General features: G+C 58.0%; 12 protein-coding genes. 5 read left to right on the top strand and 7 right to left on the bottom strand.

Going from position 1 to position 13,970, the window contains the following annotated elements; genetic code table 11:
• Nucleotides 1-26 precede the first annotated feature (26 nt).
• Together M4951_RS01035 and M4951_RS01040 are read left to right on the top strand one after the other, a co-directional pair.
• The gene (locus M4951_RS01035) at nt 27-557 is read left to right on the top strand and encodes a hypothetical protein (protein ID WP_262024629.1); all 531 of its coding nucleotides are present in this window, start codon (nt 27-29) and stop codon (nt 555-557) included.
• 185 nt (nt 558-742) lie between these two features.
• Complete coding sequence (locus M4951_RS01040) at nt 743-2,218, top strand: sulfatase (protein ID WP_262024630.1); 1,476 nt, start codon at nt 743-745, stop codon at nt 2,216-2,218.
• A gap of 326 nt (nt 2,219-2,544) precedes the next feature.
• On the opposite strand, the gene M4951_RS01045 is transcribed toward M4951_RS01040, so the two are convergent.
• On the bottom strand, nt 2,545-3,579 hold the full coding sequence (locus M4951_RS01045; RefSeq protein WP_262024631.1) for an agmatine/peptidylarginine deiminase: 1,035 nt from the start codon (nt 3,577-3,579) through the stop codon (nt 2,545-2,547).
• Complete coding sequence (locus M4951_RS01050; RefSeq protein WP_262024632.1) at nt 3,579-4,475, bottom strand: carbon-nitrogen hydrolase; 897 nt, start codon at nt 4,473-4,475, stop codon at nt 3,579-3,581. Before M4951_RS01050 ends, M4951_RS01045 begins: the two co-directional genes overlap by 1 nt.
• An 83-nt stretch (nt 4,476-4,558) precedes the next feature.
• On the opposite strand from M4951_RS01050, the gene M4951_RS01055 reads away from it, so the two are divergent.
• The gene (locus tag M4951_RS01055; RefSeq protein ID WP_262024633.1) at nt 4,559-5,182 is read left to right on the top strand and encodes a hypothetical protein; all 624 of its coding nucleotides are present in this window, start codon (nt 4,559-4,561) and stop codon (nt 5,180-5,182) included.
• Between the two features lie 19 nt (nt 5,183-5,201).
• Here M4951_RS01055 and M4951_RS01060 read toward each other — a convergent pair whose 3' ends face one another.
• Complete coding sequence (locus tag M4951_RS01060) at nt 5,202-5,999, bottom strand: hypothetical protein (RefSeq protein ID WP_262024634.1); 798 nt, start codon at nt 5,997-5,999, stop codon at nt 5,202-5,204.
• Nucleotides 6,000-6,227: 228 nt separating this feature from the next.
• On the opposite strand from M4951_RS01060, the gene M4951_RS01065 reads away from it, so the two are divergent.
• Complete coding sequence (locus tag M4951_RS01065) at nt 6,228-6,860, top strand: DUF1080 domain-containing protein (protein WP_262024635.1); 633 nt, start codon at nt 6,228-6,230, stop codon at nt 6,858-6,860.
• A gap of 188 nt (nt 6,861-7,048) precedes the next feature.
• Nucleotides 7,049-9,088, top strand: coding sequence for an FAD-dependent oxidoreductase (locus tag M4951_RS01070; protein WP_262026974.1), 2,040 nt, complete (start codon nt 7,049-7,051; stop codon nt 9,086-9,088).
• A gap of 228 nt (nt 9,089-9,316) precedes the next feature.
• Here the strand turns inward: M4951_RS01070 and M4951_RS01075 are convergent, their stop codons facing one another.
• The 4 genes from M4951_RS01075 to M4951_RS01090 all read right to left on the bottom strand — a co-directional run bounded on the left by M4951_RS01075 (nt 9,317) and on the right by M4951_RS01090 (nt 13,856).
• A complete protein-coding gene (locus M4951_RS01075) occupies nt 9,317-9,937 on the bottom strand; it encodes a hypothetical protein (protein ID WP_262024636.1) in 621 nt (206 codons plus the stop codon).
• Nucleotides 9,938-9,958: 21 nt separating this feature from the next.
• Nucleotides 9,959-10,999: a flotillin-like protein FloA gene (gene floA / locus M4951_RS01080; RefSeq protein ID WP_315985753.1), complete on the bottom strand. Its 1,041-nt coding sequence runs from the start codon at nt 10,997-10,999 to the stop codon at nt 9,959-9,961.
• Between the two features lie 74 nt (nt 11,000-11,073).
• The gene (locus M4951_RS01085; RefSeq protein WP_262024637.1) at nt 11,074-11,667 is read right to left on the bottom strand and encodes an NfeD family protein; all 594 of its coding nucleotides are present in this window, start codon (nt 11,665-11,667) and stop codon (nt 11,074-11,076) included.
• A gap of 41 nt (nt 11,668-11,708) precedes the next feature.
• Nucleotides 11,709-13,856, bottom strand: coding sequence for a hypothetical protein (locus M4951_RS01090; protein WP_262024638.1), 2,148 nt, complete (start codon nt 13,854-13,856; stop codon nt 11,709-11,711).
• Nucleotides 13,857-13,970: the final 114 nt, after the last annotated feature.

A 13,970-nucleotide genomic window follows, 5' to 3' on the forward strand; every position in this document is an offset into this window, starting at 1 on the left:
TTAGAAGGACGATTTTTCTACTCGCCATGAACATTCAATCATGGGGCTCGGCGGTCAAACGACTTTTAGCCGAGCTGCAAGAAATTGACTTTGGAACTCCCTTGGGCGAAAACGTCCTTCCCGATCCTCAGCCGACCGAAGAGGTGCAAAAGCACATCGACCGGATCGGCCTGCAAGACGGGACGCGACTGGCCGAATTCTATTCGTATTGCGACGGCGTCAGTTGGCCCGATGTCCACGTCGGCTACTTTGTTTCGCCAATCGACCGGATCGCGGATGTCCGCGCAGGAGACCCGACCGAACTGGTTGGCGGTCCCAACGAAGGCCCTGTGCAACTGATCGGCAGCGATGGGAGCGGCCGCTTGTTTGTGATGCGCAAGCAAGAGCAAGACGTGTTGGTCCTGCCTCCGGGCGAGATCGTCGATGGCAAGTACGACGACGCCGACGGACGCTCGGTTTGGGTTGCGATTGACCTGAAGACCTTCTTGCAATTGCTGCATGACGATTTGAAGGCGGTCGTGCTCGACACGCCGGATCATAATTTTCTCGGAACCTAGAAACATCATTTGCTCATCTCGCGAGAAGTGATGAACGGAGCTTGGCCAGGCGCATCGTACCGTCTGGCCACGCCCTTGTTTGGGGGGGCGTGAAGAAATGTTTTGCGTTGGCCATTGGTTCGGCGATATCATGAGACATCACAAGTCCTATGATTCCGCTAGATTTTTGCCTGCCGACTGCACACATGATCCAACCTACGCTCCGTTCCTGCTCACGCAGCGTCGTTTTGCCCGCGCTGTTGGTCGCCGGATTGTTCGCCTGTTTCTGTGATCCGGCGCTTAGCGCCGACGAGCCGCCGCCGAACATTGTCCTGTTCTTTGTCGATAACCTGGGGACCGGCGACATCGGCTGCTACGGCTCGCAGCTTCATCGCACGCCGCACATCGATCGGCTGGCGGCGGAAGGCGCCAAGTTCACCAGCTTTTATGTCGCCAGCGGCGTTTGTACGCCGAGTCGTGCGGCGCTGCTGACTGGTTGTTACCCGCTGCGGGTCGATATGCACGAAAGCGGCGAAGGGGGCGCCGTGCTGCGACCGCTCGACACCAAGGGGCTGAATCCGGCGGAAACGACAATCGCCGAAGTGGTTCAGTCGGCCGGCTATGCAACCGGCGTCTTTGGCAAATGGCATTTGGGAGATCAGCCTGAGTTTCTGCCGACCCGGCAAGGTTTTGATACGTTCTTTGGTATTCCGTACAGCGATGACATGACCAAGGACCTCCGTCCCCAGTTGTGGCCCGAACTGCCGCTAATGCGAAACGAACAGGTGATCGAAGCGCCAGTTGATCGCGACTATTTGGTGAAGCGCTGCACGGAAGAAGCGATTCAATTTATCGAGCAAAACAAAGATCGCCCCTTCTTTGTTTACATTCCCCACACGATGCCTGGCTCGACGAAGCGTCCCTTCTCGAGTCCCGCGTTTCAAGGGAAATCAAAAAACGGCCCTTACGGCGACAGCGTCGAAGAACTTGATTGGAGCACAGGTCAAGTGATGGCGACGCTCAAGCGGCTCAATCTTGATGAGAACACGCTGGTCATCTGGACCAGTGACAACGGAGCGCCGCGCCGCAATCCGCCGCAAGGGAGCAACCTGCCGTATCAAGGGGATGGTTACAACACCAGTGAAGGCGCGATGCGGATGCCGTGCTTGATGCGGTGGCCGAAGAGGATCATTGCCGGTCGCACGACCGATGCGGTTTGCTCGACCATGGACCTGTTGCCGACGATCGCCAAGCTGGTGGGGGCTCCGCTGCCAGAGAACGATATTGATGGACACGAAATCAGCCGCATTGCGTTCGCTCGTCCTGAGTTCGGCCAGGAGTCGGTCGACTCTCCCTGGGACGAACAGGGATTCGCGTTTTACTACATGGATCAACTTCAGGCGATTCGCGCCGGACGCTGGAAGCTCTACCTTCCGCTCGATCCCAAGACAGGCCTTCGTCTTCCACCGGCGGCTAGCAAAGAGGGCAAAGTTGCGTTGTACGACGTTCGCAACGATGTCCACGAAGATCGAGAAGTCGCAGCCGAGCATCCCGATGTGGTCGCGCACCTTACCGAACTGGCTGCGCAGATACGCCGCGAGATTGGGGATGTGCGACAAGTGGGAACGGGGCGGCGCGAAGCTGGAAAGGTCGAAGATCCGCAACCGCTAATAAAGCCATAGAACATCGCGCTCTTTCTTCGCAGCGCGAGCTTTGAAGCTTTGAAGTTGCGCTATTTCGAATCTATCGAACACTAGCCCGCCAGCGCAAGCGAGGGAATACGGCTCGCCAATTCAATCCGTGTTAGGATCGCCAACTCTATTCCCTCGCTTGCGCTGGCGGGCTAGTGTGACGATTTTCGGCTGATTCGGACCCTGTTTTATCGTGCTTCACCCGTGTTCAACACTTCCTGAATTGCTAAATAGCGCAACCTCAAAAAGCGCGAGCGAGGGAAATGCGTTACGAAGAAAAGGCGCCTAGCGAAAGTCTTCCCCCCATTCGTCATTCCCTACGCCATGATCTGCTGCGTGATGCAGTGATACGCGCCGAGTCCCCAGACCAGGTCGAGCGCCGGCAGCGGGACGATTTCGCGTTCCGGAAAACAGCGGCGCAAAACTTCGACGGCCCCCGCATCGGCCGGGTCGTCAAACTGCGGGACGATCACCACGCCGTTGGCGATGTAGAAGTTGCAATAGCAAGCCGGAATCCGCTGTTCGCCAACCAGCTTGGGTTGCGGCATCGGCAGCTTGATGACTTCAAATGGCTTGCCGTGCTGGTCGGTCATTGCCTGGAGGCGCGCAAAGTTCTCGGCCAGCGGCTCGTGATTCTCGTCTCCGGGATTGGGTTCGTAGGCGGCGACGATTCGGTTGGGCGCGACAAAGCGGGCCAACTCATCAATGTGTCCGTCGGTGTCGTCGCCGACGATGCCGCGTCCGAGCCACAGCACTTTCTCTGCGCAAAGATAGTCGCGCAGATAACGCTCCATGTCGTCGCGAGAGAGCGTCGGATTGCGATTGGGGTTCAGCAGACATTCTTCGGTCGTCAGGATCACGCCGGCGCCGTTCCCTTCGACGGCGCCGCCTTCCAGGATGATGCCGGGCTCGAAGTAGGGAATGTCGAGATCGGCGAGCAGCAGTTGGGCCGAAGCGTCATCGGCGTCCCACGGCGGATACTTGCCGCCCCACGCGTTGTAGCGCCAATCGAGCGCCGCCCGCGGTTGCTCACCGGCGGTCGATTGCAGGAAGATCGGCCCATGATCGCGGGCCCACGCGTCATTGGTCGCGATGGGGTGCAGCGTGACGTTGGGGAGATGGCCGACCATGCGCTGCGCTTCTTCCAGCGCATCGCCGGCGGCTTGAATATGGACCGGCTCGAACTGCGACAACGTCTCGACCAGACGCTGGTAGACAAACGGGATCGGCTTAAATTTGTCGGGCCAGCTTTCGCGGTTGTGCGCCCAGGAGAGGAGCGTGCCGACATGCGGTTCCCATTCGGCGGGCCAGCGATAGCCAAGCTCGCTGGGCTTTCCTGCCAACTTCGCCATTAGTGCGCGCCTTCGTCAAGGTAGAGCTTGGTGAGGCCGCTGTAGGCGTCGACCCGGCGATCGCGCAGAAAGGGCCAATGCGTGCGGGCAAAGTCGAGCTGCGCCAAGTTGCACTCGACCAGCAATATTTCTTCCTGATCGTGCGAGCCGACTTTCAACAGATTGCCGTTCGGATCGCTGACGAACGAGTGTCCCCAGAACTCAATCGTTCCTTCCAGGCCGACGCGATTCGGTGCACAGACAAATACGCCGTTGGCGATCGAATGGCTGCGCATCATCGTTTCCCATGCCGAGACTTGGGCTGGGCCATACTCTTCTTTCTCATCGACCAGCCAGCCGATCGCCGTGGGATAGAAGAGCATCTGGGCGCCGGTCAGCGCGGTCAAGCGAGCCGCTTCCGGGAACCATTGATCCCAGCAGATGCAGACGCCGATGCGGCCGTACTTGGTTTGGAACGAGCGAAAACCGAGATCGCCCGGCGTGAAGTAAAACTTCTCGTAGTAGTGGGGATCGTCTGGGATGTGCATCTTGCGATAGATCCCCAACTGCGTCCCGTCGGCGTCAAAGACAGCGGCCGTGTTGTGGTAAAGACCTTCGGCCCGCTTCTCGAACAATGACGCGACGACCACGACCCCATGTTGGGCGGCGGCGGCTTGAATCGCCTGACTGGTTGGGCCCGGGATCGGCTCGGCCTCCTGAAACTTCAGGTGATCTTCTTCCTGGCAAGGATATTGCCCGGCGAACAGCTCTTGCAAGCAGACGATATTGGCGCCCAGTTTGGCCGCTTCGGCGATCCGCGCAACGGCCTTGTCGACGTTCTCTTGCTTGACGGTCGAGCAGGTCATTTGCACGACGGCGACGTTTACTTTATCAGGCGCTTTGGCGGGCATGGTCATCGGTTTGGGGGCCTTGCAAAAGATTGCCAGCGGTTATGATTTGTCAGGGGCGAAGCGCAGCGCGATCGCGCGGATTCAGTGTGATGTTACAACAGCCGGGAATGCGGGAAAACTACGGCTTATCGCGGATTGGAACGAACTTGGCCGACGACGGGATTTTGAACGCGAATATGGACCTGGGAGACGCACTTACGCGCTGGTCCATTCGCGCCGCTTTGACGGTGCTGGTTCTCTGCTGCGCCGGTCGACAGTTGGCTGGCGATAACCGGCGCTGGCAAGCGATCGATCGGCTGTTGTGGCCGCTGGGCTGCGCACTGTTTCTGACGCATATCGCCGCCGCGATCTATTTTTTCCACCACGGCAGCCAAGCCGCCGCGTTCGCCGACATCGCCAATCAGACCAAAGAAGTGCTGGGCGCCGCCGTAGGAGAAGGTCTGTACGTCAACTATCTGATGGCGGTTGTCTGGACCGCCGACGCGCTCTGGCTCGCCGCGCTGCCGCAGTCTTATCGTCGGCGCCCTGCTTGGATTGAAGGGGCGGTGCTCGGGTTCTTTCTGTTTATCGCGTTCAATGGAACGGTCATCTTTAAAACCGGTTGGCTGCGCGTCGCCGGATTGGTCGGTACGACGGTAATTGCGGCGGCGCTGATCTGGCGCGGTTGGCGTCGTCATGGTCATCGCGCAGACGCGGACAATCGCGCGCCTTGATGCCGCTGCCGCCGTCCGACTATCTTCCCGGATCGCGTGGCGGCCGGGCTTCGCTGTGATCGCGTTGGACGCGCTTCGCCGATTCGATTGGCGAACTGACGAACGCCCACAGGAGCAAGCCTAGCAACAGCCCCATGCCGGTCATCGCGAGGAACGGCCAAGGAGCGTTCCAATCTTCAAAACCGTGATGCAAGTCGGCGCCAAAGATCGTCGCCAACGTCACGATCGGAAAGAAGAAGGCGGCCAGCACGTTCAACCGATGCGCTGAGATCGACATCCGGTGGCTCGATTCGGCCTGACGTTCGGTCTGTTGGGCGATCGCGAAATCAAGTTCATTCTTGGCTTCGTTGTAAAGCAGCTCGGCCTTGCGTTCCAACTCATACGCTTGATCGCGCGCGTTGATCAGCACCTTGTGGTTGTCGCCCATCTCGCGCGCTTGTTGCAGAACCGCTTGCAGATTACGCGTGGCGCGAAGCAGGGGACTAAGATCGGAGATCACTTGAAAATAGGCCGCGCTTCCTTCGGCCGCTTCTTCCCGTTTTTCCAGACGGTCGATGGCCGCTGCATATTGTCCGAGATGTCGGACCAGCACGCCGTCGCCGGAACCGAGGTCGCTAGAGTTCCATTCCCCTTTGGCGTCTCGCCAAAAGTAGCGGCCGATCCGGATTTTTTCGCCCGGTTTTGGGGGCTGATGCAAAACGATGAGCAGATGGCCGTCTGCCTGCATGACGCGCTGGCGTCCCGCTTGGTCCCCCAAGCGGCGGCGAAAAACGTCAGGTACATCCCAAATGGCGGGCAAAATCGACTTGTTGTTCATCGGTAGACTCGCGGTGATGGGAAAAAATCGCGGCTCTCTTGAGTTTCGCGGCCGGCGCTCAATTATTACCCGCTTTTGATAGGTCGATTGCGTGAAGTCAGCGAATAGACAGTGAACTTTGCAGCTGTTATCCTCGAATTGTCCGCTTGTTGACTCTTTCGACGAGCATGAGTGACCCTTTTTACCAGATATCCCCCCCGGGACCTTCACTACATATTGGAGAAGCGAATGAAGCGATTGACTCTACTCAGCTTGTTGTTCTTGGCCCTGACCGCGGTTTCGGCGCGTGCTGCGGATGACGATAAGGGCTGGGTCTCGCTGACCGACGGCAAGAGCTTCGATGGTTGGAAGATCAACGAGAATGAAAAAGCTTGGAGCATCAAGGATGGCGCGTTTGTCGCCAACGGCAGCCGAAGCCATCTGTTCTATGTCGGTGACGACAAGCCGTTCAAGAACTTCATTTTGAATCTCAAAGTGATGACCAAGAACAACAGCAACGGCGGCGTTTACATCCATACCAAGTACCAGGACGAAAACTGGCCGAAGCATGGTTTTGAATGCCAGGTGAACAACAGCTACAACTCGGACCCGCGTAAGACCGCTAGTCTGTACGCTGTCAAAGATGTGAAGGAAGCTCCGGCCGGCGATGACGAGTACTTTGACTACACGATCGAAGTCAAAGACAAGACCGTGAAATTGTCGATCAACGGCAAACTGGTCAACGAGTACACGGAACCGGCCGACGCCGAAGCGGGCAAAGATTTTACCCGCGTCTTTGACAAGGGAACCTTCGCACTGCAAGCGCATGATCCCGGCAGCACGGTGTACTACAAAGACATCCGCGTGAAACGTCTCCCGTAAGAGGGGCCAACTCGCGGTAATAAAAAGAATCGAAAGCCGTCGGCGGCATGCCGCCGGCTTTTTTTATGGGATCTTGGCTGTTTCTTTGCCTTCCGGTTCAATTTACAATAAAAGAAATAGGAATTTCCCGCCCCAATCCCTGCCTTTCTGGAGTCTTTCGCGTGATTCGATCCATCGCTCTGTGCGCCATGCTGTTGGCGACCTGCTTCACCGCTCGCCTATCGGCGGCCGAAAAGAGTTATGACGTCGTCATTTATGGCGGTACGTCGGCGGCGATTGCGGCAGCCGTGCAGGTCAAACGGATGGGCAAGTCGGTGATTGTCGTTTCGCCGGACGTTCACTTGGGCGGACTTACCAGCGGCGGACTCGGCTGGACTGACAGCGGCAACAAAGCGGCGATCGGCGGCATCTCGCGCGAGTTCTATCAGCGCGTCCGCAAGCACTATGATGAGCCTTCCGCTTGGCGTCAGCAGAAGCCGGAGCAGTACAGCCGCTACAAGAAAGAGGAAGATGCGATGTGGGTCTTCGAACCGCATGTCGCGGAACAAATCTTTGAAGACCTGGTCGCCGAGTACAAGATTCCGGTCGTCCGCGACGCTTGGCTCGATCGCGAAAATGGCGTCGTCAAACAGGATGGCAAGATCGTCGCGATCAAAACCCTGGATGGCGAAACCTACCGCGGCAAGATCTTCATGGATACGACCTACGAAGGCGACCTGATGGCGGCCGCCGGCGTCTCGTACTTTGTCGGACGCGAAGCGAACAGCGTCTATGACGAAACGATGGACGGCGTGCAAACGGCCCGCGCTCGCTCGCATCAGTTTGAATACCCGGTCGATCCGTACGTCACGCCGGGCGATCCCAGCAGCGGTTTGCTCCCCAAGATTTCGGCCGACCCGCCGGGCGAAGATGGCGAAGGGGACAAGAAGCTGCAGGCCTACTGTTTCCGCACTTGCTTGACCACCGCCGAAGACAACATGGTTCCCTTCCCAAAACCAGACGGTTACGATGCGAACGACTACGCGCTGCTGGCCCGTTATCTGGCCGGCGGTTGGAAAGGGGTTTTCAACAAGTTTGACCCGGCGCCCAACTTCAAAACCGACGTCAACAATCATGGCGGTTTCTCGTTCGACAACATCGGCATGAACTATGACTATCCCGAAGCGACTTACGAACGCCGCCAAGAAATCATCCAAGAGCACGAAGATTATCAGATCGGTCTGCTCTACTTTCTGACGAACGATCCGAGCGTGCCGGCCGATATTCAAGCGGAAATGAAGCAGTGGGGGCTGTCGAAAGATGAGTTCGTCGACAACCACAACTGGCCGCACCAGCTTTACATTCGCGAAGCGCGCCGCATGGTCAGCGACTTTGTCATGTCTGAGCAATATCTGAAAGCGCTGAAGCCGACGCCAGAGTCGATCGGTCTGGGCTCGTACAACATGGACTCGCACAACACGCAGCGGTACGTCGACGAAAAAGGGAACGTCCGCAATGAAGGAGATATCCAGGTCAGTCCCGGCGGCGCCTATCCGATCAGCTATCTTTCGATCGTGCCGAAGCGGGACGAGTGCGAAAATCTGCTGGTGCCGGTCTGCGTTTCGTCCTCGCACATCGCCTATGGTTCGATCCGCATGGAGCCGGTCTTCATGATCCTGGGGCAATCGGCCGCGACGGCCGCCGTCCAAGCGATCGAAGGGAGCAAAGCGGTGCAGGACGTGAAGTACGACCAGCTGAGCGAACGCTTGTTGGCCGACGGTCAGGTGCTGGAGATGGCTCGCAAGCCGAAAGTCTCGACCGTGGTGTTGCGTGCGGAAGACTTGCCGGGGATCGTTGTTGATGATATTGACGCCGAGACGGTCGGATCGTGGGGAGAAAGCAGCGTCGTGCAGCCGTACGTCGGCAGCGGCTATCGCTTTAACGACCCCAAGTCAAAATCCAAAGCGACGATTTCGTTCAGCACGAAACTGAAGCCGGGTCGTTATGACGTTCGCGTCTCCTATTCGCCCAGCGGCAATCGAGCCAGCAACGTCCCGGTCGCGATCGAGTCAGGCGGCGAGTCGCACCCGGCGAAAATGAACCAGCGCCAAAACCCGGAGCATGACAAAGCGTTTACGTCGGTCGGTCAGTTCGATCTGGACGGCGAAACGACCGTCACGATCAGCAACGACGGCGCCGATGGTTATGTGATTGCCGATGCGGTCTCGTTTGTGCCGGTGAAAAAATAATCACCGCATCCGAGTAGAAGTTAAAAGCCGCGTGAGCACTGGCTCACGCGGCTTTTTTTGCGTGCAGCGGGAACTTCGTCAAATGCTTTTCAGCTTGTTTGAATCGTAGTGCGACGCTACGGAGATTGCGCACTATGTCTTAGATGACCTGGGGCATATCAGCGGATGGAGTGATTGTGTCGTTCGACAAAGGGGACGAGAAAGAATTGCCGCCGGAAAATTGAGCGCCTACCAACGAACCGGACGGTTCATAATCTCGTTCAAGATAATCACCTTGCGCATGTCGCTGGGGTTGCGGAACATCGCGGCTAGTTCCGCGGCGGCGGTGGCTGATTGGCGTTTGCCTTCTTCCTCTTCCATATCGCCGAGATCGTAGTCGAACGCTTCCGGTTCGCGGGCCGGTTCTCGCGCCGCTTGCAGATAGGTTTCGACTTCGTCGGTATAATCTTCGCCATGCGACGGGAGCGCCTCTTGGGGCGTATCGGCAAGATGGCTGGGAAGTTGGTCATGCGCTGTTAGCGCGGGAAGCGGCGTGACGATTTCCGCTTCGACCATTTCATGCTCGGAAGCGTAGGTCGGTGGAGCGGATTCGCCCCGTTGATCGCGATTGGCTCGCTGCAAGAAGTCGGAGATTTCCGATTCGAGATCGTTGCCTCCCCCTTGCTGTGGACGGGGCTTTTGCGGCGTTCTCGGCGGGCGAGGAGTCTCCCGATTCCGGCCGCTGTCGCTTTGCGTGGTGCTGCCGCCGAACATCTTTAGGATTGCCGGTCCGACGACAAACAACAGCACGATCGCGATCTTGATGATCACGTCGAGATCGACGCCAAGCAGGATTGGGGTTAGCAACATATCCATCCACCTCGTCAGATGTTACTTGGACGGATTGGAACCGGAGATCGCGATCGATTTTCGCATGTCGGTATCGGCCTGGACGTTGCGTAGCGAGTAATAGTCCATGATGCCGAGCCGGCCTGATTGAAACGCTTCGGCCATCGCCAGCGGGACTTCCGCTTCGGCTTCGACCAAGACTGCTTTGGCGTTTTCGATCTCGGCCATGTTTTCTCGTTCGGCGGCGACCGCCATGGCGCGTTTTCCTTCGGCGCGAGCCCGAGCGACGCGAGTATCGGCTTCGGCCTGGTCGGCGCTCAAACGAGCGCCAATGTTCTCGCCGACGTCGATATCGGCGATGTCGATCGAAACGATCTCGAACGCGGTGTTATGGTCCAAACGCCGTGCGAGCACCGTCTTGGAGATCATGTCGGGATTCTCGAGCACGACCGAATGGGTTTCGGCCGAACCGATCGCGCTGACGATCCCTTCGCCGACGCGGCCGATGATCGTTTCTTCAGTGGCGCCGCCGATCAGCTTTTGCAGGTTGGCTCGCACGGTGACGCGAGCTTTCACCTTCAGCTGAATGCCGTCTTTGGCCACCGCATCCAGCGAAGGGCGCGCCGAACCCCGCGGCGGGCAGTCGATCACTTTCGGATAAACGCTGGTCTGAACCGCTTCCAGCACGTCGCGTCCCGCCAAGTCGATCGCGGTCGCTTCGCGGAAGGTCAATTGAATCGTTTTCGCTTTGTTCGCGGCGATCAAGGCGCGAATTACCAGCGGGACATTGCCGCCGGCCAGAAAGTGGGCTTCCAGCGCTTTGCTGGTGATGCCGGTGCTTTCGCCCAGACCGGCTTGCACGGCCATGATTTTACTGCGGACGATCGTCTTGGGATTCACTTTGCGGAACGACATGCCGATCAAATCCCAGATGCCGACGCCGGCTCCGGTCCAGATCGATTGAATCCAAAGCCGGAAGTAAAAGGCCATCACGCCGAAAATGATCAGAAAAATGACCGCAACAACCAACATCCCAAAGATGATTACGGGCGTAAAGTTGTCCAAAAAGTCGGCGATTAACATGGTGATTAACTTCTCACTCGCTGGTGTTGGGGCAAATCTCCGCACCCATGTTTAATCTGGTTCGGTAGCGCAAGTCAAGCGAACGGATCCTCGAACGAGTCGATTCCGAGCGAGTCAATCGGTTGCGTGAAGGGATTGCCGTCGGCTGTCTGGTCGGCGGCGGTGGGAGCGCTCGGCGACTGGTCCTCGGCTCGAACGACGACAATTCGGGTCCCATCGACTTCGACCACTTCGATTTTCTCGCCAGATTCGATTGCGCCCGACTCGCTGATGACGTTCCAGCTTTCCCCTTCAATGTCGGCGTAGCCGCCTGGCAGCAGCGTGCAAGTCGCGACGCCGAGCTTGCCAACCAGGCGGGTTAAATGCTCTTTTTCGGCCTCTTCTTCCTTCGTACTGGAAGGAGTATTGAGCAGCACCAGCTTACCGATAGGGGTATGGGGCCAAAACTTGACCGCGATTCCAAAGACCGCCGGCATTGCGATCACTGCGACGCCCAAGAAGATGGTTCCCACCGTGGGCCCGCAGTAGTAATAGGCCCAGCCGATCGAGCTGAGCATCGTGAAGAACGCGAGCACTCCCAAGATGCCGGCCGAGGGAAGCAGGAATTCCAAAAAAATCAGCGCGAAGGCGATCACCATCAGGATCAGCGCAAAGTAAATTGGCGGCATCTTTATTTTCCTGCAAATATCTTACGTGATGCGCTGTGCGATTACTTCGGCCGTACGATGAGATAATTCCCGCGGGCCGAAACGGCGATCAATTCGGCGCCGCGCGGCGCGAAACCTGTTTCGCATGTCACGTTCACCAGTTCGCGGCCAAACTTGGCCTTGCCGCCGGGGACCAATTGCGACTGCGCTACGCCGGTTTGTCCAACCAGGTGCGTCAAGTCGACGATCGTCTCGCGACGGCTTTGCGCTTCCGCCGACTCTTCGTCCGGCGGTTGCAACATTGTATCGCGCAAGTAGGGGACGTACGGCACGATATGCTTGGCGAACATCATCGCCGCTCCCATTGCGGCGATCACGATAAAGATGTTCGCCAGCGAGTAAGGAACTTGGGCGAGTTGATAGTCGGTCTGCGGCCAGATAAAGGTTTGGCTAGCCAGAACGACCGAGCCCAGGATCATTGCTCCGCCGCCGAGTCCGAAAATGCCAAAGCCCGGCAGCACGAAAATCTCAACCAAAACAAAGCCGACGCCGCCGACAAACAGCAGCACTTCCAACCAACCGGCGGTGCCGCTGAGAAATTGACTCCAAAAGTAAAAGCCAAAACAGATCGCCGACATAAAGCCAAAGATGCCGACGCCGGGCGCTTGCATCTCCATGATGAGCGCCGAGATGCCGATAAACAAAAAGAACCAGGCGAGGCCGGGATGGGCCAGCGCGTCGATCAATTGATGCGCCCAAGTGCGGACCGGAGTCGAAATCTCGCCGGTCACTCCATAGCGCCGCGCGACGTCGGTCGCATCGGCGGCGATCGCATCGGCCAATCGCCAATCAAAAGCCTGACCGCCGGTCAGCTCAAGCGGTTGCCCTGCGATGGTGATTACTTCGGTTTGCTCCCACTGGTCAGGAGCAATTTGTTGCTGCAGTTCTTCAGGGCAGAAGAGAGCGGTGAGCCCCGACTGCTTGTGGCGATAGTTGGCGACTTCCAATTGCGGATCGCACATCGCCGCCCAGGCCGACCAACGCCGCTGTTTCTTTTCGCCGACTTGAATCAAAAAGTTGCGAACGTCGGTCGTCCCTTGCTCGCTGTATTGATAGGCTCCATCGCCGCCGAGGATGGCGTCGGTCGCGACGACAATTTCGTCACAGGCGAAAGCGACAATCGCGGCGTTGCCGGCGGCCTGTTGTTTGATCAGCGCCACGGTCCGGACTTCGTCCGGCTGCTTCAGCAAATAATTCATGAGCGATTCGACCGCGACCGGATCGCCGCCGGGCGAATCGATCTCGACCAAGACAAGATTCACCTTGCCGCTGACTTCGCTTTGAATCATCCGCATCAGTTGTTGAACTTGATTGTTCGTGACGCCGCCGCTCAGTTTGACTTGCGTCGCTTTCCAATCACGTTCTAGCGAATAGTCGAGTTGCAACTCAACATCCGACACTTCCAGCTGCGCGGCCAGTTGCTGCTGCGACTCCGCCAAGTGGCTGATGAGTTGATACTTCAGACGCAGGTCGCGGCCGGTGAAAATCGCCAGCTCGCCGGTCGAGACGATTTTCTCACTCTTGGCGACTTCGCCGGCCTTTTTCATTTCGTCATATTTCTCGCCGGTGACGAACTGGCGATCATTGACCCGAAAGACTTGCGTTTGGCGATCGAGCATGCCGAGAGCAATCGCGGCCGGCAGCGAGTTCCGAAAACCGGCGATCTCTTCATACGCTTGCCGCATCGTCGCCGAAATTGATTTTTCAAGAATGCCGGCGTCGCCGAGTTGGGCGTCAGGGGCCATGATGATTTGTTCGCAGGCCAGCGGCAGTAAAACCGCGTGCCCAGTGACCGACTCTGGCAAATAAGCGACGGTGCGGACCCGGCTCATTTCAGTCGAAGTCAGAAACCGCGCGAGCGCGAGACAGCGCTCAAATTGGCTCGCATCGGCCGACCCGCCGCGGCCCGGTCGTATTTCTAAAATCAGTACTGGCCGCGGCTCGACCGTAGGCAACGCTTGCAAGGCGCGTTCGACGCTTTGTTGAATCGCGACATCGGACGAGCCGGCGATCGGCAACGAGATGCGCACGCGAGCCGCTTGGCGCGGAGCGTCGTCTTGAGCGCACAGCGGAACCGACAGCATGCCGACGACCAAGCAGCACCAGGTCGACAGCAGCAGGGGGCTTTGCCTAGGGACTCGTGTTTGCATCGAGACTTTCCGCAATGGGGTTTCGCTCCGCAGTCGCCGTAGAGAGAAATTAAATTCGTCCAATAAGGATTCGTCGCCAGACGCATCAACTTTCCGACAATTCGGCTTCCGAAT

Origin of the sequence: Blastopirellula sp. J2-11, assembly GCF_024584705.1 — a bacterium.
Lineage (GTDB): Bacteria > Planctomycetota > Planctomycetia > Pirellulales > Pirellulaceae > Blastopirellula.